Raw genomic sequence first — 22485 nt, 5'->3', positions numbered from 1 at the left:
CAAACGTCTGGACTTTACCTTACGTTTCCTAATCCGAAGCTCACGCTTTAGAGCATATGATCTAAAGTACTTATGTCCAAAAGTGTGTCAGGGAAGGGTAATGTAAAGCTTCGAGAAATTCAGTGCTAGTCCCGGCCGACATGATAGATAAGTCAGCATGTTAATGCTAAATAAGTGGTTGAAATTATTCAAGACAGGCTGAAAAACGGAGGAGGAAGCAAGGCCGAAACTAATCGGCCTTGCGTTGTGTTTACTTCAGATATCGATTGATAAGGTGCTGTTTGAAGTACTCTGGGTTCAACTTTTCACCAGTCGCATCAATAAGCAGTTGATCTGCTGAAACTGTTGATGCTTTTTTCCAGATGTGTCGGTCTAACCAATTGAAAATCGGTGACAGGTTGCGGGCGTGGATCAGGTTTTCGACATTCATTTCCCGGCGCATTGCTGCCATAAACTGCGCTGCGTACATGGCTCCTAATGTATAAGACGGAAAATACCCGAAACTTCCATCGGTCTAGTATAAAATGTCTACTACAGGTAAAGTATTTAAAAATCTGACTTTTGGAGGTAGACATTGGCAGCGCAAGTTTATTCCTATCGTCGTTTTTCCAGCCATCAACAGAAGCACGGCGGTTCTATTGAGCGGCAAAGTGACTACGCCAAACAGGTCGCAGAAGAGCATGCTCTGAGACTCAATGAAGACCTCGTGATGACCGATGAGGGACTTTCTGCCTTCCATGCTGAGCATGTATCTCGAGGTGCTCTGGGTATATTCATTCGTGCTGTCGATGAAGGGTTGGTTGATGAAGGTTCCATTCTAATCGTAGAGTCCCTCGACAGGCTAAGCAGGGAGATGCCACTCGAAGCACTTAACCAGTTCAACGTACTGATTAACAAGGGTATCACCGTCATAACTGCCAATGATGGCCAAGTCTACAACACGTCAACCATTGCTAAAGATCCAACAAAACTCTTCTTATCTATCGCTGTAATGATTCGGGCGCATGACGAATCTCTGACCAAACAAAAACGATCTGTTGCTTATGTAAAGCAGCAAATTCGTAAGTTTGAGCAGGAAGGGAAAGGTGACGTTGCCGGTACCACACCGTTTTGGATAAGCCGGACGAAAAAGGGCTTTGAGCTAAACGAAAGGGCAGAAATAGCGAAGCGTATTGTAGAACTGTACCTTGACTATAAAGGGCTGAATACCATCTCGCGTGAGCTTGCAGATATGGACATTCCTTCACCGCAAAAAGGCAACAATCGATGGGGCATTTCGACGATTCGGACTGTACTCGACAACAAGGCTTTGTACGGTGTTAAACACTTCAAACTTAGATATCTCAAAGACGGACGCAATCTTGATGAAGAGTACGACCTCGAAAACTACTATCCCGCATTGATATCTAAAGATGACTATATCCTTATCCAGGAAAGGAAGAAAAAGAAAGCTACGAGCCGTGAAAGCTATGGTGAAGTGACATACTTGCTTTCCGCCTATGGAAAAGGGCGCTCTATATGTAGCCGTTGTGGTCATGCCGTGGGTTCTCAGCTACAAAAACAGGTCAACAGAAAAGGGGAGTACACGCAAAGTGTTCTTCGTCTTCATTGCATGAAGCACAAAGAGAGCATGGATTGCTGCAAAAGCTTCAAAGCAGGACATATGGAAGAAGCTTTTATCAAGAGTATCTGTAACCAGCTGGACGGACGGTTTCTTACCTCATCTGCAGACAAACAAAGAGAGGCTGAGATACTGAGAGCAAAAATCAGTGAAGCGGATGAGAGAATTGCCAACATCATCGATACATTAATCACTGTGAAACAAGTGGATACTAAAAAGCGTTTGCAAGGCGCGTTAATGGAAGCTGAAGAAGAAAAGCACAAATTAGAAAAGCAAGCTAGTGCAATCAAAACGAACACGATGTCCATGGAAGAGTTTAACAAGCTTGAGTTGCTAGGAAAAAAAGCGGTTGATATCAGGAATAACGAAGAGCGAAAGCTCCTGAAGCAAATGCTATTGCAAACCGTAGAGCGGTTGATAATCAACTTCGAAACGAATTCCTTGTCAGCTTACTTCTATAGCGGAAGTCACTTATCTCTCAATTATGATCAGAAGTCGGAGAGCTATAAGACGGTTATTTTTCATAAAACAAAGCAAAGAGCTAGGGAACTGTAGCCATTAGCAAAGCTTAAAGAAGAGCTGTAAGTAGAATAGCAGTAGCTTAAGTATGTTAGAAAAACATATTTAAAGTAGTGGATTAGATTAGTGCCGAATAAGCCTTTTAAGTCCACATTATAATTCACTTTTAAAGTCAAATGTGGCCAAGCTATCTAAAAGTCCTTTTTTCTGCACTTATAAACAAAGTACCTCAAATACTATCTCTGTAAACACGCCTTTTACAGGGATGGACCATGGACACTTTCACTCTCAAACGTTGGTCTACTACACCCGCGGGCGGCAGCAGCAATCGCCAATGGGCATAGTGTGGCAGCCACTAAGCCCTGAATACCGTAAAAGCAAACCCGTTAACAGTAATCTGATTCAGGTACTCAACGATCACCTGCGCCAAAGCCTAACCTATAGTCAGGATGAAAATGGCCTCACCTTCGGCACTCCACTCGAATAAGGCGCCATCCACCACTACGGCGGGCAAGACGACATGCCCCCACACCTCGCCACCATCCCCGCAAGTCCATGGCTAGGCGTGTCAGAATACGACACCCTCCAAATCCACAAAATAATAACGGACACCTAAAGGCTGATTAAACAGAGGAATTCACTCTTACTAGCTGAGATTTGTATGATAAATAATGTGAATCTTGATCAATATCACTATCGTGCTGTTGGCTTTCCGCTATCTTTCGGCGTCATTTGGTTCAGCGCATCGCTTTTAGTTCGTTAACTCCTGCAGTGAACCTGTGACAATTTTTATGTTTTAGTCATTTTAATTTAGGGATGGATGATGAGTATTGAAATTTGGCTGGCATATTTCAGTGCGACAGTGATTTACAGTTTTATTCCTGGTTCAGGCACAGTGAATTCAATTAATAACGGGATGGTTTATGGTCTTCGCAAGTCGGTGATCTCAATCCTTGGCCTGCAAATTGGCCTGGCTTTCTATATCGTACTAATCGGGATGGGAGTAGGAGCGATTGTTTCGCAGTCGGCGGTTGCATTCACAACTATAAAATGGCTTGGAGTGGTTTATCTGATTTGGCTGGGAATTCAGAAGTGTAAGGAACAGACATTCTCAGAGACAGAGATTAAACCGATAGAAACATCAGAGTGGAAGTTGTTCAGAAACGCAATCGTGGTGAATTTGACCAACCCTAAAACTGTTATTTTCTTCGCAGCTTTATTACCGCAATTTCTTGACCCGGCAGGATCTCATAAAGTACAGATAACCCTGATGGGGGTAACAACGATTATGGTTGATACCACTGTAATGCTGCTCTACGCGGTATTAGCATCTCGATTGTCAAAGTTCATTCGATCTCCACGGATTGTAAGAAAACTTAATCGTATTTTTGGTTCTATGTTCATTACCTGCGGTGCATTGCTAGCCACAGCAAAAGCATAAATCAGAACCAAATCTATCCCCCTTAAACTCCACAGCCAAAAGGTCGCCAATAGCCAACCAAGGGGGAGCCGGAGGGGGTTGGTTCCTGCTGAACTCAAGCAATAAGCATAAAGCGCCTGAAATCCATTGAAATGCTTAATTCTATCTTTTTCAAGCATTTGCACTACAAATTACTCGGAGTAGAATGCATGATAAATGCACTGCTGCGCATATCTATAACGTGCTATAAGCTTAAAAAAGAATACAGAGATTAAATGGATATTTGTAAGAAATTGAACGTAGTATTTTGGGTCAGCCTTTCATGTATTGGAATGGATCAAGTCACAAAGGTATTAGCCTCTCAACATCTTTCAAAAAATGTAATGATTAGCCATTTTTCAGATTTACTTCGTGTGGGGTATACAGAAAATATCGGTGCTTTCTTGGGGCTGGGTAATTCGCTTTCTGATGAGTATCGGTTTGGCTTTTTTGTTATAGCGGTAGGTGCTTTTCTTATCGGTCTGCTGGTCTACATCTTTACCAGTTCAAAACAGAATCTATCTTCATTAATCGCATTATCAATGGTTTTCTCCGGTGGTTTTAGCAACTTGGTTGATGTGGATACAGATACCGTCATCCATCATGAAATAATCACAGGCACCGAGCTGACATTTGATAACCAGATTATTAAAGGAAGGAATCAGAGCTGTTCGACTTATACTTACTGTCACCCGCTCAGGTAACGATGCAATGCAGAGTTACATCCACGAGTTCTCCATTGAACAGCCAATGTAACCTGTTTAATGGTTGTTGAAGATTCTACGCAGTTAAGTTGTCATCAATCCCGAACCGCATAAAATGATAAAAAATGTTTTTCAGTCTATGCGGTTCCGTTTTTCAAATTTTTCGGCGTGATACATTGATGAGGTTTGTAATTGATACATACTAGGTATTCAAATAGATCTCATTACTCACCAGGCCCTGTAGGCTTGGTGAGTTTAACTCTTTTTGCTAGGAATCGTTCAAATGCACCAACATATCTCCTAAGGGCTGAATGATTTTGTTCAATTGCTCGACTTGCTGCTGATAGCTTTCCAGTTTCAGCTCCGATGTTTTCAACTCGTTCATTACGCTGTTGCAGAAGTTGCTGGATGGCTGATTCATCAGGGACATCTCTAGTGAGTTGTGTTTCTGTTTTAATGTTTCGAGCGAGTTCTCGAGGTTTTTCTGGTGCTGGATAACCTTGTGTAATTGCTTCTCTATCTGTTTCAGTTTTAGATCCATCGTAGCTAAGCGTACTTCCGTGTCGTGTGCTGTCTGTTGTATCTCTTCGTGGATAGTGACCATAGCGATGTGCTCCTTGCAACTGTTCAAGAAAAAATCGGTAAATTTGAAGATACTCATCTAGCGTCAATTTTTCCCTGACTTTTTTTGATTCGATTTCAGATAAAGCCGCGCGTCTAGCGGCAAGTGCCTGCTCAATTTGAAAGTCGGCCATATGATCCGATATTTCAGGCACATCTACTGGAATGTGGATGTTGTATCTCAGATGTAATTCTCTGATTTGCTTTCTAATTGGTGGTACAGCAGGCATATGGGATACGGTTTTGTCACGCGGTGATTTATATTGTTTTAACGCTTTCACCGTCGTTTTTTCACCGTAGGCGGCTTGGCGGTTCGATAGATATCTTTGTCGAAGAATAGAGCGCATTTCAGTTTCAAATTGTTTTAGCATTTGTTGCTTAATAGTGTCGTTAATTCGACCGTCATCGACACGCGTAGTCTGCAGCCGCTCTTTTGTGAAAAGGTCGCTAAAAGCAAATCCACGTAACCTAATGTGATTGTTTTGGTCATCTCGGAGTGTGATGTAGCCAGCTCCTGTTCTTTGCCCTGATGGCAAAAGGCCTGCAGATATTCGGTCACCTTTGATATATCTCAATCCAGTCACTTGATGGAAAGTCGGTGAAAAGATATGTAAGAGTAACTCGCGACGTGAAGTGATTTCGCGATCCTTGATTTTTTTATAGAGATAGTCGTAGGCTTGTTTTTTTGTTCCTACATTCTTGGTGCCGGAGGTAAGTAAGTGGAAAAACTTAGTAATTAACGGAGTGAAAGCTTCAGCTCGATCCTTGTCTTTTGGCTGAGATGGGTCGTCTAAATCGTATTTTAAATTTAGATAATCACGAAACACATTGAATTGTATCTCTGCTCCGGGCGGGAAAGCATTGAATGCTCTCCCGGTGGTTAAGCAGATTCGAGGAATAACAAAGTGATTCTCAATGCGGTCTTTGTCTGTATGTCTTACCCAATAGATCAGCCGATCTTTTTCATCTATTCCGACAAATGCGAATGATTCTGTGAGCTCTCTAAATTCATCTTCAATTGCACGGTTTGCTTCCAATAGAGCAGTTTCTCGAAAACTGTAAGAGAGGACGCCAGAGGTATACTTATGTTTGTGAGGACTCGTGTCGATGGCGTACTTAATTGCTGAACGACATTCTGGGTTTAGAACTAATGGTTTAAACTTTCTTCTTGGCGCTTTTACCTCTTCCTGAAATTCGCGTTCACATTGATTATCGAAGTAGGGGGTGCCTCGGTCATCAAATAATGGAAGTTTCTTGATTTGCTTGTTTGTGTCTTCAATTAGCAACTTATCTCTAGAGATGGCTCTGTCGGATTCCAAATAGTCCAGCAAAGGTTCTGATGCCGTTTCACCCGTATGTGAGTCACCAGAGTGTTTAAATAAACGTAACACTGCCATTAGAAATCCACTTCCACATCATCTTCATATGACTTAAATTTTGTCTGGTAGGCGGGATTTAAAGACTCGAGCAGCATACCGATGTGTAGAAGTTGAGCGTATGTAGCTTGGATATGAGCCGACAAAGCTAACGTATTTGCCGTTTGCTTGATGCTTTGCATCGTGGAGCAGTGTTTTGCTACCTGGTTTAGGTTTCTTCCGATCGCATTCAACTCTGTAAAAATGCGCTTGATCTCTTGTCGGTTAAGCGCTGCTTCACGGTGAAGTCGGACATCAAATTCACCTTTGTTTTCCAGTGTTGCTTGGCGAAATAATTCACTGCAGTTGCCTTCAAATGCTAATGCTAGATAATTAATGGCAAGCTGGTCATATACGGTACAGCGAAACTCTTCACGACCAGTCTTTTTGTTAGAGAAAATCATATCAATCAACTCTGAAGAAGGGCGAGGCAGTCGATGCTCATTTTTTCGTAAGCGTCTTGTTATCTCGTCATCACTTAGTTTGGTAATGTCTTCTATAACGTCCACCATTTGTTTGATTTCACTTTTCAATAACCGATTTTTCATCAGCTTTAATTCCTAGCTTTGGTCAACTTAACTTATACAGTAAGACAATTGGTGAAAGTTACTAAAGTGATAAAGCGCACAGATCCGTAGCTAAAGGATAAAAAGAAAAGAAGTGAGATGTGCGTCAAACATTGGTCTGGGGGGCGAAAATTGTGGCGGAGGAGCGAGGTTCCCTCTTGTCCGTACAGACCGGACAAGAGGATAATCAGGGCGCTGCCCTGAGACCCGGTTTTACTTTAGAGCAGAGCAAAACTGATAACTATTTATGTTTTAGAGGACGACTGTATAAATGGAGATTTGAAATGAGCCCTAACAAAGAACAGGCTCATCTCACGGATAAGATACAACTGATGGCTGGGGTCTTAGAGGTGCAGTGTTAGTTAATAAGCACCGCTCTTAACTTGTCATCGCCAATTCACATCGGAACCAACCAACGCAAGCTCTTGAAGTATCCAGTTGCAGTTACGCAAGCCTCTATCTTTATTGCAGAGCACCAAAATGCGGATGATGGCTTTAGCCAACCAATCGGCATAGTCACGAGAACTATGACACCCCACATCGCTTTGTCTGTTGCGGATTAGCTCATATACCTCTGGGAGGTACTCAACGATGTCCTCTTCAGTGAGGTCGTCAAATTGTGCTGTTGCAGTCATATCCAGGCAAAAGCTGGCACAGTGTATAGTTAATGCATTGTAGTTCATCATGGTCATCTCCCTTTTTGAATTAACCTGGTAAATTGATTATCGCCCTGACAATTTCAAAAGCTCGATTAAACGCTCAATACCAACCAGAGACTGTATTCGCTTTGAGATCTCTATCGTTGTCAGGCAATCAAATCTCATCGTAAAATTCTCTATAAGGCTTTTTGATCTCCAAAAGCACCAAATGCTCTCCTGTAGATTAAACTTAGTCAGGGAAATGTGTTTCTGCAAGAAAAAATAATCTACAGGAGATTAAAACAACGTGAGGGAAGACAAGTGATGAAGTGCCACCTATCCAGAATAATGGGAGAAAAGCGTTTAAAAATTGCGGACGTAGCGCGGGATACCGCCATCAATAGGGGAACGATTACAAGGCTTTACAACGAAACTGCGACTCGTGTTGAGCTGGATGTGATAGAAGCTTTGTGTCTGTATCTGAACGTCGAAATAGGCGAGCTATTTGAGGTCAGTCAGAACAAAAGCCAAGATAATTTATGATTATTTTTTAGGGTATCCATTCTGAATTCAACAAAGAGGCAATACGTATACTCTCTTTCATCCTTGGTAGATATGGCAGCGGTATTACCACGTATTACTGCTCGAGTTGAAAGTGAAACAAATTATGGATCGCGAACGTGTTCTCAACCAGAGCTAACAAGATGTGAATATTCTTATAAATTAGATCGTTAGACCTAATGAAATTAGTTAATCTGGATATACTTCTAAAAAATAGAGATTTGATTCTATATGTAGCAATAGTAGTTATATAGCATTCCTGACTTTGCTACTTTGAATCGAGCCGCCGGGATGGCGGCTTTTTTATAAATGTCATCTTTTTGACAACCCTATTGAATCTCGCCAGCTCGATAGAGATTCCAACGTGTAATAAATGGTCCGAATAACTCGAAGAGTACTGTTGTAGAGACGGCTAGGGTCAATACTGAATCGCTAAATTCGGGTAGCTTTTCGCCAACTAATAGAGCCATACCTATAGCGACACCAGCCTGAGGTAATAGGCATCCACCTAAATACTGACTAACTTGTGATGATGAATTAGCTAATCGTGCAAATACTTTAGCTCCAATAATCTTACCTATGCTTCGGGCTGCAACATACACACAACCGATGACGCTTAAGGAATCTGATGCAGATAGCTCAAGGCTCATCCCTGATAAGATAAAAAAAATAATAAGAAACGGATCGCTTGCTGTTTCAATTTCATGGAACGGTCTTTCTACATGCTTTGCTTTTAGGGCGACAGTTGCCCCAAGCATCATACAGGCCAGTAAATATGAAACATCAAAATAAAGTGCACAACCTCCACAGATAAAAACAAATCCCATGGCTTCGACGATGCTTGGCTCTCCTGATTGGTGTCGTCCAATAACAACCGACATTGGAATTCCAATTAGCCCCCCAAGTAGTAAGGCCCCAAATACATCCCAGAAGCCATGTACGATTTCTGAAATACTTGTATCGTTGCCGGAGAGAGCTGTTGCTGCGACTAATAGCAGGCTGAATATAATTATTCCCCATGCATCATCAACAGCAACCACACCTTTAAGTACCCTTGAGACTGGCCCTTGAGCTTTAAATTCGCGTATTACGTCAACAGTCGCTGCTGGGTCTGTTGCTGTTGCGATGCCTGCTAGAACTAGAGCTAATATGAGGTTTGAAGAAACCAACAACACAACAAAAAAAACGAAAAGAGCTGGAATGAAGGCTGCTCCAAAAGAAATGAAAAGTATCTGCCGTCTTTCCGCCATAATATCACGACCAACAAAGCTTTCACCAAGTAGGAAACCTATCATAGCCAGTGCTAAGTGGGTTACGGTGGAGAAGTGTTGAATGAATTCTTCTGGAACCAAATCAAGCCCAGCAGGCCCGGATATAACACCAATAGTGAGCAAAATTGTTACACGTGGAATATGAGCTCTTGAACTTATGACATGGGCGATCCATCCAGTAAGGAAGACTAATCCTAAAATCAATAGATCAGGCATGGTTTCGACTGACATTTTCGTATTCCCTTATCACGGTGTCAGACTGTTTGTCTCATTAAGGATAGTAATGGTTCGTCAGTGAGGGTGTTTAATGATTACACTGAATTTATACGGTTATGTTCTTTGTTTCTTATAGTTATTATAACTATCCTTTTAACAAGGACTTAGGTTTTCTTGTTTTTTGAGTAATTAGGATTACATTTAATGAGTAAGATTCATTATGTTGTATCGCTTAGGCTAAAGGAGAGATGTAATGTTTCGTTCACTGTTTGATTCTAATGAGAACTTCTTTGATCAATTCCGTCGAATGCAGGAAGATTTTGAAAATAACTTTTTTGACTGGCCATTTACAAGTATACGAGCGTCAGCTGGGCGAGGCTATCCATGGATTAATTTAGGTAGCACAAAAGATAAGGTCGTTGTTTATATTCTTGCCCCGGGTATGGATCCCAAGGATATCGAGTTGACTATTCGACATGGATTGTTATCTGTATCAGGACAACGAGAGCTTCAGGAAGAAGTTGGTAAAAAATATCACACAAAAGAAAGATTTTCAGGGAAATTTCATCGAGCTATAAGTCTTCCTGATTATGCAGACCCTGAAAAAGTTGAAGCAAGATATACTGACGGTATCTTAACTGTGACTATAAATCGTAGCGAAGTTGCTCCTTCAATAAAGAGTATTGAAATTAAGTGATTAAGGTGGTTGGTATGAGCAAAGAAATATCAAAAGATGTCAATCAACACCGTTATGTTAGACCTTTGGTGGACGTGAATGAGGATGATAACGGTATTTACTTACATGCTGATATGCCAGGCGTTAAAAGAGAGAACTTTAAAGTTGAAGCGACAGATAACAAATTGACTATTTCAGGTACTATATCCACTGAAGTGAGTGATGATTTTTCTGATATTAAAAGTGAATTTCGTTATACAGAGTACCGACGTGAATTCACATTAAGTCGAGAACTAGATACAAGTAAAATTACTGCCAATCTTAATAATGGTGTTTTGTATCTGAATATTCCAAAAAGGGAAGAGGTAAAACCGAGGAAAATTGAAATAATTTCAGATTAAAATGCGTTATTTACCACTTCGCTTATTTTTATTAAGGCTGCATTATGTGGCCTTAATAAAAATACGTGCAATGCCACCTGTTGATCATGGTTATCATCGTAATCTGTGACTCTGACAAATATCCTTTCTTATTGATGTTCATTATTAATGATTACTAATCAAAAATGATAGAGCTTAACTTGTTTTGATAAGTGGATTATAGCGAATTCTTGTTTATACCATTAAATTTGCTCTGGTGGCGAACAAACGTATTTATCCTGCTTGCTGTTTGTTTGCTATGAATAAGGAAACATTGTCATAAGAGAAGGAATAAAAAATTTTTATTCCCCCCCTTGAAGCCGGAAAAATTGCCCATACATTCGATTTTGAGAGACATTGATAGTCCTCATTATTGTCTTTTATGTTAATTGGTTATTTTAGTAGGAGGCATTCCGAATGAACATTCGTCCTTTACACGACAAGTTGATTATTGAGCGGCAAGAAGTCGAGAACAAGTCTGAGGGTGGCATCGTGCTAACCAGCAAGTCGGCAAAGCAATCTAATCGCGGAAAGGTAGTTGCGGTTGGTAAGGGCCGATATTCGGCAAACGGTGAGTTAATCCCTCTTGATGTCAAGACCGGAGACATCGTGATTTTTAATGATGGTTATGGTGTGAAAACAGAGAAAATTGATGGCAGGGAGTACCTGATCCTTTCGGAGTCAGATGTATTGGCTATCACTGAGTAACTTGTTTTGATTTTTGTTTAAAGAGGATTAAATCATGGCAGCTAAAGACGTTTTATTTGGAAATGATGCTCGCAGCAAGATGCTGGAGGGGGTCAATGTACTGGCTAATGCAGTGAAGGTAACCCTAGGACCAAAAGGGCGTAACGTGGTCCTGGATAAATCCTTTGGATCGCCATCAATTACAAAAGATGGTGTTTCTGTAGCCAAAGAGATTGAGCTGGATGACAAATTCCAGAATATGGGCGCACAAATGCTTAAGCAAGTAGCCTCGAAAGCGAATGATGCCGCGGGGGATGGAACAACAACTGCGACAGTTATAGCTCAATCTTTGGTAAATGAGGGCTTGAAAGCGGTTGCCTCGGGAATGAATCCGATGGATCTGAAACGAGGTATTGATAAAGCTGTTGCAGCAGCAGTGATGGAGCTAAAAGCCGTCTCTTCAACCTGTGAAGATCCAAAATCGATTGCTCAGGTTGCAGCTATTTCCGCCAATAATGATGTCGCAATAGGTGAGATTATTGCGGAGGCAATGGAAAGAGTCGGTCGAGATGGAGTGATTACTGTTGAGGAAGGGCAAGGCTTAGCCAACGAACTTGCCGTTGTAGAAGGTATGCAATTCGATCGCGGTTATCTTTCTCCATACTTTATTAATAATCAGGAATCCGGCTTAGTTGAGCTAGAAAATCCTTACCTTCTGTTGGTTGATAAGAAACTCAGTAATATTCGTGAATTACTACCAGTTCTCGAGGCGGTAGCAAAAGTTTCTCGCCCATTACTGATTATCGCTGAAGACGTGGACGGAGAAGCATTGGCAACACTGGTAATTAATAATATGCGCGGTATTGTCAAAGCAGCAGCGGTTAAGGCACCAGGCTTTGGCGATACTCGTAAGGCTATGCTAGAAGATATTGCAGTACTGACTGCTGGTACTGTGGTTTCTGAAGAGATTGGCATGGATTTGGAAAAAGTGTCGCTTGAAGATTTGGGTCAGGCGAAGCGTGTAAAAATCAGTAAAGATGCGACGACCATTATTGATGGTAGCAACGATGAAGCTGCAATTGCTGAGCGTGTTTCTTTCCTTAAACAACAAGCGGATGAAGAATCTTCAGATTACACACGTAGCAAAATCCAGGAACGAATTGCCAAGTTGTCTGGTGGTGTTGCGGTAATCAAGGTTGGTGCTGCGACTGAAGTTGAGATGAAAGAGAAGAAAGATCGTGTTGATGATGCCTTCCATGCAACCCGTGCTGCAGTAGAAGAAGGGATTGTTGCCGGTGGTGGTGTTGCTTTGCTGCGCGCAGCCGATCGAATTAGTGATTTGAAAGGTGATAATGATGACCAGAATATGGGTATCCGTGTTGCGTTACGTGCAATGGAAGAACCAATTCGGCAAATTGCTGGTAATGCTGGTGCAGAAGCTTCTGTGGTGGCAAATGCAGTCAAAGATGGTGATGTCAATTTCGGTTATAATGCAGCGACGGGTGAATATGGCGATATGCTAAAAATGGGAATTTTGGATCCGACTAAAGTAACTCGTTCAGCACTTCAGTTTGCGGCATCGGTAGCGGGGTTGATGATCACCACAGAAGCAATGGTGACAGAAGCTCGCCAAGAAAAAAGTGCAGCACCAGATATGCCTCCAATGATGTAATCAATTCTAATATACAAAGATAAAGGTGGCGGTTAATCTGCCACCTTTTTTGTTTCAGTGAGAACAAAATATTTAAACTTTCTTGGTATTGAGTAATGATAGAAAAATGGATCATTGTCACGTCTTTTGTAAAGAACAATGACCATACATTTTGTGTTTTAGGCGGCAATAAACATATACCTAAGCTTTCAATTTAACCTGTTACGCTTCAAAGCACTAACAATGCTGGTCGCTACAGTTTGGCCGAGAACAAATGGATTACCTATTGTTTTATTATTTAATCCTTAGATATATTCATAGCTTCAAGATCGGCTTAACCGCCTCTTTCTTTTTTAAAGTTAAATGGATATTTTCCTGTTCACTTCATGGGCGGTTCCATAATAGGGGATTATTATATGTAAGGTATAATAAGCTCAAAAGGCAGTGAATAAGGCTGCAGTTGTCTGCAGCCCTCTCCAGGTCAGTTATTTTAAACGTTGTTCTCAACCGCATTTTCATCACCGTTGTGTTCCAATACGCGATTGGTTCGATTCATGGTAATGGTTTTTGGTTTCATTACATCAGGGACCTCTTTAACCAAGCTTATGGTTAGTAATCCGTTAACCAATTCAGCGTCAGTCACCTCGATATAATCAGCTAAATTAAACTTACGCTCAAATGCGCGGTCAGCAATACCGTGATAGAGATACTTACGCTCTGTACCGGGGGGGTTACTACCGCGGACTGTCAGTAAGTTTTTCTCCACTTTTATATCCAATTCATTCTGTTTAAAACCTGCTACAGCCAAAGTGATAGCATAACGATTATCATCTAGCACTTCGATATTGTAAGGTGGATAACCGGTTGCAGAAGTATCACTAGACAATGCACTGTCTAGCAAGGATGCAAAACGGTCAAAGCCAATACTGTTTCGATATAGAGGGCTTAGGTCAATTGAGTTCATAATATCCTCCTAATGAGCAATATTAATAGTCAATATAGTCAGGAATAAATCTGGGTAAGACTTTATTCCATGTTATATATATAACAACCAGAGTGGCTTTCAAGGTCTTGTTTAAAAAAAGTGATTTAATATGCTGTCATATATAATAAAAGGAGATAATTGATTTTGATAGTTGATTTTTACCCAGAGTTGTGATTTTAATTAAGTCAATAGGTGTGGGCTACTATCATAATTAAATTCTGTCTTGTGAGAATATCGAATTGATATAATGGCGGTGATTATAAGAAAATATTTAGCGTGTTGAGGTTGTCTGAATTTTAAAAAATATAAAGTAAGCAACTTGGGATTTAAAAGGCAACTTTGCGATATGAAGTCCATAATATTTGGAGGGATTTTTGATGAGTTTGAAAAAATGCAAAAAAGAACATTTAAGTAATGTTCTGGTATTTTGTGAAACGAGTACAAGCCCCGAAGGCTTTACTCGTTTGTTTGATAATAATGATTTTTCTGTAGAGGTTAAGCACGAGTATGTGTAAGACGCTGACTATGGTCAGTATGGCGCGATTGTACATATTACAAATTCAGCTGATTCATTGGGGGGTTACTAGGTAATAGAATGGATAAAATTAAAGATGAAGAGTGGGTTCTCATTGCGGGTGATAATGAACAATTATATTGTACAGCTGAGTTAACTGATCTGGCCTCTGAAGATTTAAAGTTGTTTATCAGAATTTTGTGGGCGAGATTTAACATTCCTTAATAAGCATCTTCATTTTAAAGTTCTATGTTTTTTGTAATTAATTGTTGGAGGATGATGTTGATTTTTATGGCTTTTTATAGATTAGAGGATTTTATGAAATTGTCATCCAAGCTTAAGCGGTATATTAAAACAGCAGTAACTCATGGGAATAACTGGGACTATATGGTTGAAGGGTTGTGTGCTGAAGGTCTTCCTCCGGAAGTATCAACTTATTTCGTGTTTATGGTAAGACGTGCTGGTCTAGGAAAGGAATATGCCAACACTGCTTTGCGTTTGGTCGATTTATTTGAGAGCGCGAATGATTTCTCTAAGCGTGATGATGATTTGACTCTTATATCGGACCATTATCAATGGGAAAATAAGCTATATGGTGAGCCAAGAGGTGTCTTATAAATGTTCATTAGTCTAACCTCTAACTATAAAGAATAGTGAGATTAGTATCTGATGTGAACATCAATTAATAGCTAAGACACTTGTTAGGTGACAATATTGCTACTTCTAACACATCTAAATGGTTAGATAGTAAACGTTGCACTATACTAACTAATGTTTTGAGTTGATTTATATTTAGGTGTTAATGAAGTTTCGTTTCATTTTTTCTCATAATGAATGATAAGTTTAAGGTTCCCATGGAGAGTGTATTTTCAAAACTACTGACGGTAATTCACTTTATTGCAGCGGTAATACTTATTTTGATTGCTCTGATCACAATGGTATGGTCAGTGTACGAAATAATGATTAACCTTTTCGCGGAAAATAAAGAGGAGTTTATCCCTTTGATACTTCAATCTATTGGTGCAACTATCATTGCGGCTGCGATCGTCGATGTTGCTCGATATATGATTGAAGAGGATGTGTTTCATGACAAAGAGCTTCGTGACCCCAAAGAGGCCCGAAGAACAATTACTAAAATTATGGTAATTATTTCAATAGCTGTAAGCATTGAGGGACTGGTATACATATTTAAAGCTGGAACAGAAGATTTGCGACTTTTAATATACCCAGCTGTTCTTATTTTTGTTTCTTCAATTTCAGTTGTTGCATTAGGGTTTTACCAGAAGTTAAGTATCGACATCGAAAAAAAAGAAGAGGTGGGTATAATTATGCGGGGTGATCCTAGTTCTTCTGATATGAAAAATCATACTCCAGAATAAAACTACGTTAGTAGTATTAATAGGTTTGATAAAGTAAATAATTTCATATTTATTTTTCAATGTTCAAAGCTAATCTCAAACACATTGCCGGTATCGGATTCAATCGGAAGTAGTCTAATTTTTCCTTGGTGCATGCTGGCTATATCAGCGGCTATAGACATTCCAAGACCCGCGCCATCTCCTCGTTCCGTGTGGGCGCGAAAGAACTTTTCGAAAATTTTGCTTCGAACTTCATGAGGGATTGGAGGTCCATTATCACTAATAAGAACAATGATCTTGTTAGTTTTAACGCTATAATTTCGCTTAACTGTTACTTCAATCGTGGACCTTTTACCTGAGTAGCGGATGGCGTTATCTATAATATTGCTGAAAAGAATATTAAGCAGTAATGCATTGCCGGAAATGACAGCATTATTAGGGCCGTGAAGTGAGAGTTCTTGTTGTTGCTTTAGGGAAAGTGGGGCAAGAGATGCAATGACCTCTCGGAGACACTGCATTAAGTCCACTGGTACTGGCTGAAAATCTTGTTTCGCTTCGACTTTAGAAATCATTAAAAGTTGTTGAATCAAACGGTCAGTGCGCTCAATGCTAAGTAGGATATTCTGCAGATCAGATTCAAGCTCCTTTTTATTTTGACTCTTTAGTGCATTTTCTGCATTTAATCGTAGTACAGCCAGTGGCGTTTTTAGCTCATGTGCCGCGGTTCGTGTCAGGCGTTTTTCTCGCTGCCAAGCTTTATCGAGTTCGGCCAGCAGGTAGTTGAGTTGTTGTACTAATGGTGCCAGTTCAGTGGTTGGATGCGGTACCAGAATTGTATCCAGTTTATTAATGTTTCTTTGTGCAATAGCTTGTCTAAGTTCACCGATTGGTTGAAGGAATTTATTGACTAGCAGAACGATAGTCAGTGCAAGGCAGGGGATCAGTATTAATTGTGGAAGTCCGGTTGATACCGCAATTTCATTGATCAGTTCTTGCCGTATGGACTGTTTTTCAGCCACGACAAGGTAAGTCTCTTGTCTGATTTCTGGCTGCGGCAGAAGCTTTATTTGGAAACGACGCCAGGATTCATCATTGATAATTGCAACCCCAAAACCAGGTTGTTTGGTATTACTAATTGGGTGATTTGGGGCTTCGGGTGAACTCAGTATGACATTGTCATCAGTGATCAACTGAAACATCAGGTTCTGTTCGTAAGGGTGACCAAAGGGGGTTTCTGAATCGTCATCGCGAGCATAAAGTTGGATGCCTTGATACCAGTTGCTGTATGCTCTGGATCGAATTTCTGGTGGTTCCTGAAGCATGTGCGGCATGCTGAGTGCCAAAATTTTTGCTGATTGGCCTAACCTGGCATCATAAACTTCATCAATTTCATGACGTGTCTCATAGAAGATTAATACCCATGATATCAATACTAAAAGGGTCGAAATCCCGATTGATGTCAGAATTAGGCGCTTTTTAATTGAAAAGGGGAGCGTGGTTTCAGTTTTCAATGATATAGCCCACTCCGCGGATATTTTTAATCAACTTGCCGTCAATCTTTTTTCTCAAGTTATGGATATGCACTTCTATCGCATTGTCACTGGTTAGGTCATCCCAACCATGGAGTGCCTGCTGCAGTTTTTCTTTGCTAAGGACCTTGCCTGCTTGGGTGACTAGGGTCGCTAATAGTTTGAATTCATTCTTTGTCAGTTTTACCGGATGTCCTTGGTATTGAACCTCATTATTTTTAAGTGACAACGATAATTCGCCGATTGCCAGTATGGTCTCGGTTTGACCGGAAAGGCGGCGGATTAACACTCTTAGCCTTGCTAACAGCTCTTCAAGGGCAAAGGGCTTGGTGAGGTAGTCATCTGCACCACAATCAAGCCCCTTAACACGGTCGTCAATTTCGTCACGGGCGGTGAGGATAAGAACGGGGAGTGAATGTCCTGTATGACGGATTTTCCGCAGAACGTCCAGACCATCGGTATCGGGGAGTGTTAAATCAAGAATGACGGCCATAAAATTTTCTGTATTTAAAGAAAGTTCGACCCCGTTACCTTGTTGAAGCCAGTCGACGGTATAACCATGGCGGCTCAAGGATGCCACCATGGATTCGCCCAGCATTACATCGTCTTCAACCAACAAAATTCGCATGGTTACTGTAGTTCCTTAAGTTTTCGCTCGATCTCTTGCTGACGTCCTCGATCAGCCAGCGGTCGTCCAGGACGAGGCGCTGCTTTTTGAGCTTTTTTCAGATAAGTAATAGCTTCAGTTTTTCGGCCGTCCTGAGCCAGAAATTCACCATAGAAAAAGTTGGGGTCAATACCATTTGGATTGATAGTGAGCGCCTTTTTGAGCATGGCTTCTGCCTTATCATCATCCCCAAACCCAATTGGCCAGCCAGGTACCTGATAGTATAGCGATCCCAGGCTGGTATACGCTGATCCGTCAAGCACTTCCGGATCATTTTTGATGACGTCTTCAAGCAAGGCTTTTGATTCCTTGACCAAAGACAGAGCACTAAGTCCACCATCAACCCCGGCAAGCGTGCTTTTGTTAATAGCAAGCCAAATTTTTAAGGCATTGTTATCAGGAGACTTTACCAATGCGATTTGATTTTTTTCAATTAGCTGTTCCAGGCAGCGGACTTTGTTGTCTTTATTGAATACATCATACTTACACTTTGCCCACTTATGTTGAATTGAACTCAGTTCCTGTGATGATGATGCGGCATTAGCTGTTGATACGAATGCCAGAATAACACCCGCAATAACACTATGTAAGCCGGTCGCCATTGAAGTCATCTTTTTGATTGTCATGAGCATTTCCCTCTGAAGGTTATCTTGTCTTTTGTTATGGTAATTTGCTTGCAAATTCGGTGATTTTTTCGTGTTGCTGCCGCAGCGATGAGGATACCAATCGGGGAAAAATCTGGTTTATCCGGACAAACAGTTTTTCCGGCCAGCCCAGCCAACGACAAGTTTTTTCCTGCTTTAATGCTGTAACAATGGCTTTGGCTACGGTTACTGGTTTGTCTGTTTGGTTGCCCAGAACTTTATTCATTTCCAATACCCGCTGATCGTTAAGCTTGGTATCTGTTGCTCTTGGTGCCAGATATAGCACTTGGATACCAGCCCCGCTAAGCTCTCGCTGCATGGCTTCACTGAATCGGTGAAGTCCGGCCTTTCCGGCACAATAAGTGCTGTATCCCGGATAGCCGATAGCGGCAAAGGTCGAGCCAATATTAAGAATGAGGCCTGGTCTTTCTAGCCAGCCCAGTGCTTTTTGGCTAAGAAGAACAGGGGAAATTAGGTTCAGCTGCAGTTCTTTTTCTATTGATTCCGGTGTTCTTTGCGCTAGATAGGCAAAGCGATTTGAACCTGCATTGTTTATGAGAGCATTAACATGAATGCCTTGCTTACGCCAGGTAAGGCAAGTGTTATTGATAAAATCAATACTTTCTGGTTTGGTCAAGTCCGCCTCGATAAGTAGGTGTTGTTCTGGATTGTGCAATGTACTTTTTAATTGCTCCAGTCGCTCTTTATTTCGGCCAACTAATACAAGGTTAGCTCCTTGTTCTGCAAGAAGCTTTGCTGTTTCGGTGCCGATGCCACCTGTGGCGCCGGTCAGTATTATGCGCTTCTGTTTTATATTCATTGTATGCTTTCCGTATAGACTTGATATTCGTATCAGATTCAGCAACTTTGTGGCATGGGCAGATTCTTCAGCATCTGGCCATAGAGGCGATATACCATGTTGGCACTCTCGATAATGGCTTGCTGATCATTGGGATCTGTGACTTTATTCATAAGTGTTTCAAACAGTTGGATGTGCTCTTGATCTAAAGTGCTGTGCGAAGTCAGGTAGCTCATCGCATTATCCGGTAATCTCAGCGATTGTTGGATGAGTTTGGCAACCTGGCCACCGACACTGACACTGGTTCCTTCAAGTACCCAGACCATACCGAAAAAAGCCATTGGGTTGCGGCGGTCAATCTGGTGGTAAAGGTAGGCAACCATCAGCTCGATATCACTGCCAACCTTGCCTGAATCTTGGTTTTCACGAACTTTGCTGATATCACTCCCACACGCTTTTAAGTCATTCAGGATCCATTCGTGATGTCCTTTTTCTTCTTCGATATATTCTCCAATGGCTTGGCGTAGCCATTCATAATGCTCGGGTAAACGAGAGCCACACGCCATCAGTAATGGAACGGTATGTTTAACGTGATGATATGCCTGGGTTAAGAATGCGGTATAGGTATTGAGATTGATTTTCCCTTCATTGCAGGCAACGAAAATTGGTGCATCCAGCATTGATTGCCTGGCATCTGCGGTTTGTTGCTCAAGTTCATTAAAGAAAAGAGGATTGGCTGACATAGTGTTCTCCCGGTGAGTAGTGTTATCGATCATGATGAGGTGGCCTGGTTTTGAGCCTTGCTGTGCTAACTTAACGGCAGCTTCAGAGAGCTGGTAGTGGTAGTGGCTCAAGAATTGTTTGCGACAAGGACGTCCGTTACTTGTCATTAGGTTCGGGACTTGATTGAACGGTGTGGCAGTCAAAATGACACAGTGTATTCGAGCGTAATCAGGCAGCCGGGAATTAAGTTGCTGAATTGATTTCGTGACTTGCTGCTTTTCACTGGAAGCGATGATCGCTGTCAACGCTGGTTGGCCATCGCCGGTGATGAGCATTTGGTGTAGAGCGGGTAAGCATTGTGCTTCTGACTCAATCCACTCAGGGCTGATATTTCGCCCATAACTTGTGATCAGGACATTTTTTTTGCGTCCTGTGATATGGAGGAAACCATCGTTGTCAATATATCCCAAATCACCCGTGTGGATAGGTTGCAGTGGTGCCGGTTGTCCGATGTACCCTAACATGGAAGATCCTGATACTAAAACTTCGCCATCTTCTGCAAAGGTTACCTTGCAATGTGGTAAGACTTTTCCGCAACTGCCATGCTTATATTTCGACGTGTTGTTCAGACTGACAACAGATCCGCATTCCGACAACCCGTAGCCTTCATAAGCCGGAATATCTAGTGAATGGGCGCGGTTAAGCAATGATGGAGAGACTCTGGCACCTCCAACCGCGACAAATTTAAGGCTGGCAACAGCTTCTGGTGAAGATTGGGCAATTTGACATAATCCCATTAACAGAGCTGGAGTCAGAATCAGGCTTTCAGGCTTAAATTCAAGCAGTGCACGGGCAAAAGTATGCGCGTTAAATTGACTCGAACCGGTTAGTCCGGTTTTTTCTCCGCCCGGAATGATTGCGGTGCTGCCCAGCATCAAGGGGACATATAAACCCGCAATGTTCTCAAGTAGGGTCGAAAGTGGTAACAAGACGAGATGTTTTTTTGGGATCCCTGCCTTGACCATCTCACTTGTCAATACGTTGCAGACTTTTTCAATATGAGCCTGGCTCAGGCAAACGCCCTTAGGCTGACCAGATGAGCCGGATGTAAAGGTAATTTTTGCTGTGCTGTCATGATGACGTTGTGCCGATACAGATGGAGGTTGGTGATAGACTGGCATATTAGCCATATATGCAAATGGTATGTTTTTTTGCTCTGGCCATTCCCCCCAGAGTGCGTCAATGGCAGCAGTGGACAACAGGTGGTCGGTTTGTTCTTGTGAGAAAAATAGAGGAACCGGAATGAGTGTCGTCTTGGCTGCAATAGCCGAAAGATCAGCAATTGCCCAATCTATACAGTTACTTGCCCTGAGTGCTATTTGTGTCACACCTGATTCAGACAAGGCTATTCTGTTGGTTTCAATGGCCTGCCAAAGTTCCAAATAGCTAACTTTTTCGATTTCCTGTGAGGATGCCGATATCCCGCAAAGCGCGGTGGCATTAGGCGTAAGTTCGGCATAGTGACGAACGGAAGCTAATACGTTATCCATCGTTATTGCTCCATCATTCTTTTTTGAGCACTCACACGTGCAAATCGTTCTGTGAGCTGTTTGTGCGCAGCCAGTATATTGCCGCAGCAGATACGAGGGCGGTGTTGGTAGTAGCTACCCCATACAGAGTCTGCATTTGGAATGTCATTCGGGTTGGCATCGGCAAGAACGCTTGGATTTAGCTTTAGCTTGCACATCATGGCATAGAGCGTATCGGTAGCGGTAAAAATGCACCATTCAAAACCACGTTCAACAAGATAATTTGTCATCAACATAAAATGGATGGGTGACATTCCCGGAGAAAAGGACGCTAGTTGGCCAAATTCGATTAATTTGTCCCTTGAGATAATTTCCGCGTAACGTTTGCTGATAAGCGTGTTTGCTGGTTGGTTAAGGTATTGCTCCAAAAAAAGCTTTTCTTTACTGGCAACTCGGTAACCACAGGCTGAAAGTAATTTATTTTGCGGATCATAGATCGCAAGAAAGATTGGCATAAATTCATTCAGGTGAGCATGAAATGCATGCTCATAACGATTGGCTACATATTGCTCAACTTCATGGCGCAGAGGGTGTAGCTTGTCGATCACTTTTAGCGTGATGTTATTGTTGTTATGAGCTGGAGTCATCGCAGTTTCCCTTATATTGGCTGATGTTGTAACCATAAAGGGGAAAACTTAAGAAATGCTTAAGAC

Annotated in this window: 23 protein-coding genes and 2 pseudogenes; 12 read left to right on the top strand and 13 right to left on the bottom strand. The window is 41.7% G+C overall.

Annotation, left to right across the window (positions count from 1 at the left end; all coding sequences use genetic code 11):
- Positions 1–250 precede the first annotated feature (250 nt).
- Positions 251–514 (bottom strand): annotated as a pseudogene (locus AACQ93_RS09345) (carboxypeptidase M32); the annotation flags it as partial.
- Positions 515–574: 60 nt separating this feature from the next.
- On the opposite strand from AACQ93_RS09345, the gene AACQ93_RS09340 reads away from it, so the two are divergent.
- The 4 genes from AACQ93_RS09340 to AACQ93_RS09325 all read left to right on the top strand — a co-directional run bounded on the left by AACQ93_RS09340 (position 575) and on the right by AACQ93_RS09325 (position 4303).
- Entirely contained in the window at positions 575–2176 is a 1602-nt protein-coding gene (locus AACQ93_RS09340; protein ID WP_064604405.1) for a recombinase family protein, read from the top strand.
- A 298-nt stretch (positions 2177–2474) separates the two neighbouring features.
- Positions 2475–2627, top strand: coding sequence for a hypothetical protein (locus AACQ93_RS09335; RefSeq protein WP_157097542.1), 153 nt, complete (start codon positions 2475–2477; stop codon positions 2625–2627).
- 336 nt (positions 2628–2963) lie between these two features.
- Positions 2964–3581, top strand: coding sequence for a homoserine/homoserine lactone efflux protein (rhtB, locus tag AACQ93_RS09330; RefSeq protein WP_064604402.1), 618 nt, complete (start codon positions 2964–2966; stop codon positions 3579–3581).
- A 254-nt stretch (positions 3582–3835) separates the two neighbouring features.
- Positions 3836–4303 carry a signal peptidase II gene (locus AACQ93_RS09325; RefSeq protein WP_232323301.1) on the top strand — a complete coding sequence of 156 codons (468 nt, stop codon included), beginning with the start codon at positions 3836–3838 and terminating at the stop codon, positions 4301–4303.
- Between the two features lie 224 nt (positions 4304–4527).
- On the opposite strand, the gene AACQ93_RS09320 is transcribed toward AACQ93_RS09325, so the two are convergent.
- The 3 genes from AACQ93_RS09320 to AACQ93_RS09310 all read right to left on the bottom strand — a co-directional run bounded on the left by AACQ93_RS09320 (position 4528) and on the right by AACQ93_RS09310 (position 7591).
- Positions 4528–6321, bottom strand: a complete 1794-nt coding sequence (locus AACQ93_RS09320; protein WP_064604401.1) for a relaxase/mobilization nuclease domain-containing protein — start codon at positions 6319–6321, stop codon at positions 4528–4530.
- The gene (locus AACQ93_RS09315) at positions 6321–6887 is read right to left on the bottom strand and encodes a hypothetical protein (RefSeq protein ID WP_064604398.1); all 567 of its coding nucleotides are present in this window, start codon (positions 6885–6887) and stop codon (positions 6321–6323) included. Before AACQ93_RS09315 ends, AACQ93_RS09320 begins: the two co-directional genes overlap by 1 nt.
- 404 nt (positions 6888–7291) lie before the next feature.
- Positions 7292–7591: a hypothetical protein gene (locus AACQ93_RS09310; RefSeq protein ID WP_064604384.1), complete on the bottom strand. Its 300-nt coding sequence runs from the start codon at positions 7589–7591 to the stop codon at positions 7292–7294.
- Between the two features lie 276 nt (positions 7592–7867).
- On the opposite strand from AACQ93_RS09310, the gene AACQ93_RS09305 reads away from it, so the two are divergent.
- Positions 7868–8086, top strand: a complete 219-nt coding sequence (locus AACQ93_RS09305) for a helix-turn-helix domain-containing protein (protein WP_339367452.1) — start codon at positions 7868–7870, stop codon at positions 8084–8086.
- A gap of 347 nt (positions 8087–8433) precedes the next feature.
- Here AACQ93_RS09305 and AACQ93_RS09300 read toward each other — a convergent pair whose 3' ends face one another.
- Positions 8434–9606, bottom strand: a complete 1173-nt coding sequence (locus AACQ93_RS09300; RefSeq protein ID WP_064604381.1) for a cation:proton antiporter — start codon at positions 9604–9606, stop codon at positions 8434–8436.
- Between the two features lie 238 nt (positions 9607–9844).
- Between AACQ93_RS09300 and AACQ93_RS09295 the strand changes: the two genes are divergently transcribed.
- The 4 genes from AACQ93_RS09295 (at position 9845) to groL (ending at position 13045) form a co-directional block, all read left to right on the top strand.
- Positions 9845–10288, top strand: a complete 444-nt coding sequence (locus AACQ93_RS09295; RefSeq protein ID WP_064604373.1) for an Hsp20/alpha crystallin family protein — start codon at positions 9845–9847, stop codon at positions 10286–10288.
- A 14-nt stretch (positions 10289–10302) separates the two neighbouring features.
- On the top strand, positions 10303–10668 hold the full coding sequence (locus tag AACQ93_RS09290; protein WP_064604370.1) for an Hsp20/alpha crystallin family protein: 366 nt from the start codon (positions 10303–10305) through the stop codon (positions 10666–10668).
- A 435-nt stretch (positions 10669–11103) separates the two neighbouring features.
- Positions 11104–11394, top strand: a complete 291-nt coding sequence (locus AACQ93_RS09285) for a co-chaperone GroES (RefSeq protein ID WP_064604367.1) — start codon at positions 11104–11106, stop codon at positions 11392–11394.
- A gap of 34 nt (positions 11395–11428) precedes the next feature.
- Positions 11429–13045: a chaperonin GroEL gene (groL, locus tag AACQ93_RS09280; RefSeq protein ID WP_064604364.1), complete on the top strand. Its 1617-nt coding sequence runs from the start codon at positions 11429–11431 to the stop codon at positions 13043–13045.
- 469 nt (positions 13046–13514) lie between these two features.
- On the opposite strand, the gene AACQ93_RS09275 is transcribed toward groL, so the two are convergent.
- A complete protein-coding gene (locus AACQ93_RS09275; protein WP_064604361.1) occupies positions 13515–13988 on the bottom strand; it encodes an Hsp20 family protein in 474 nt (157 codons plus the stop codon).
- 616 nt (positions 13989–14604) lie between these two features.
- Between AACQ93_RS09275 and AACQ93_RS09270 the strand changes: the two genes are divergently transcribed.
- The 3 genes from AACQ93_RS09270 (at position 14605) to AACQ93_RS09260 (ending at position 15902) form a co-directional block, all read left to right on the top strand.
- Entirely contained in the window at positions 14605–14748 is a 144-nt protein-coding gene (locus AACQ93_RS09270; protein ID WP_157097541.1) for a hypothetical protein, read from the top strand.
- 51 nt (positions 14749–14799) lie between these two features.
- A complete protein-coding gene (locus tag AACQ93_RS09265) occupies positions 14800–15141 on the top strand; it encodes a hypothetical protein (RefSeq protein ID WP_198160116.1) in 342 nt (113 codons plus the stop codon).
- Positions 15142–15377: 236 nt separating this feature from the next.
- Positions 15378–15902, top strand: coding sequence for a hypothetical protein (locus tag AACQ93_RS09260; RefSeq protein WP_157097540.1), 525 nt, complete (start codon positions 15378–15380; stop codon positions 15900–15902).
- 56 nt (positions 15903–15958) lie between these two features.
- Here the strand turns inward: AACQ93_RS09260 and AACQ93_RS09255 are convergent, their stop codons facing one another.
- The 7 genes and pseudogenes from AACQ93_RS09255 to AACQ93_RS09225 form a co-directional block, all read right to left on the bottom strand.
- A complete protein-coding gene (locus AACQ93_RS09255; RefSeq protein WP_064604352.1) occupies positions 15959–17392 on the bottom strand; it encodes an ATP-binding protein in 1434 nt (477 codons plus the stop codon).
- Positions 17382–18038, bottom strand: coding sequence for a response regulator (locus AACQ93_RS09250; protein WP_064604342.1), 657 nt, complete (start codon positions 18036–18038; stop codon positions 17382–17384). The genes AACQ93_RS09255 and AACQ93_RS09250 overlap by 11 nt, the downstream gene beginning before the upstream one ends.
- Before the next feature lie 2 nt (positions 18039–18040).
- The gene (locus AACQ93_RS09245; protein ID WP_369808737.1) at positions 18041–18703 is read right to left on the bottom strand and encodes a tetratricopeptide repeat protein; all 663 of its coding nucleotides are present in this window, start codon (positions 18701–18703) and stop codon (positions 18041–18043) included.
- A gap of 34 nt (positions 18704–18737) precedes the next feature.
- Entirely contained in the window at positions 18738–19541 is an 804-nt protein-coding gene (locus AACQ93_RS09240; protein ID WP_064604339.1) for an SDR family oxidoreductase, read from the bottom strand.
- 38 nt (positions 19542–19579) lie between these two features.
- A complete protein-coding gene (locus AACQ93_RS09235; RefSeq protein WP_232323338.1) occupies positions 19580–20263 on the bottom strand; it encodes a TenA family transcriptional regulator in 684 nt (227 codons plus the stop codon).
- Between the two features lie 93 nt (positions 20264–20356).
- Positions 20357–21793, bottom strand: a pseudogene (locus AACQ93_RS09230) (AMP-binding protein); the annotation flags it as partial.
- Positions 21794–21795: 2 nt separating this feature from the next.
- Positions 21796–22419, bottom strand: coding sequence for a thermostable hemolysin (locus AACQ93_RS09225; RefSeq protein ID WP_064604333.1), 624 nt, complete (start codon positions 22417–22419; stop codon positions 21796–21798).
- Between the last annotated feature and the right edge of the window lie 66 nt (positions 22420–22485).

Source organism: Photobacterium sp. J15, from assembly GCF_963870815.1.
Taxonomy (GTDB): domain Bacteria; phylum Pseudomonadota; class Gammaproteobacteria; order Enterobacterales; family Vibrionaceae; genus Photobacterium; species Photobacterium marinum.
This window is presented reverse-complemented; position numbering and strand designations above follow the sequence as displayed.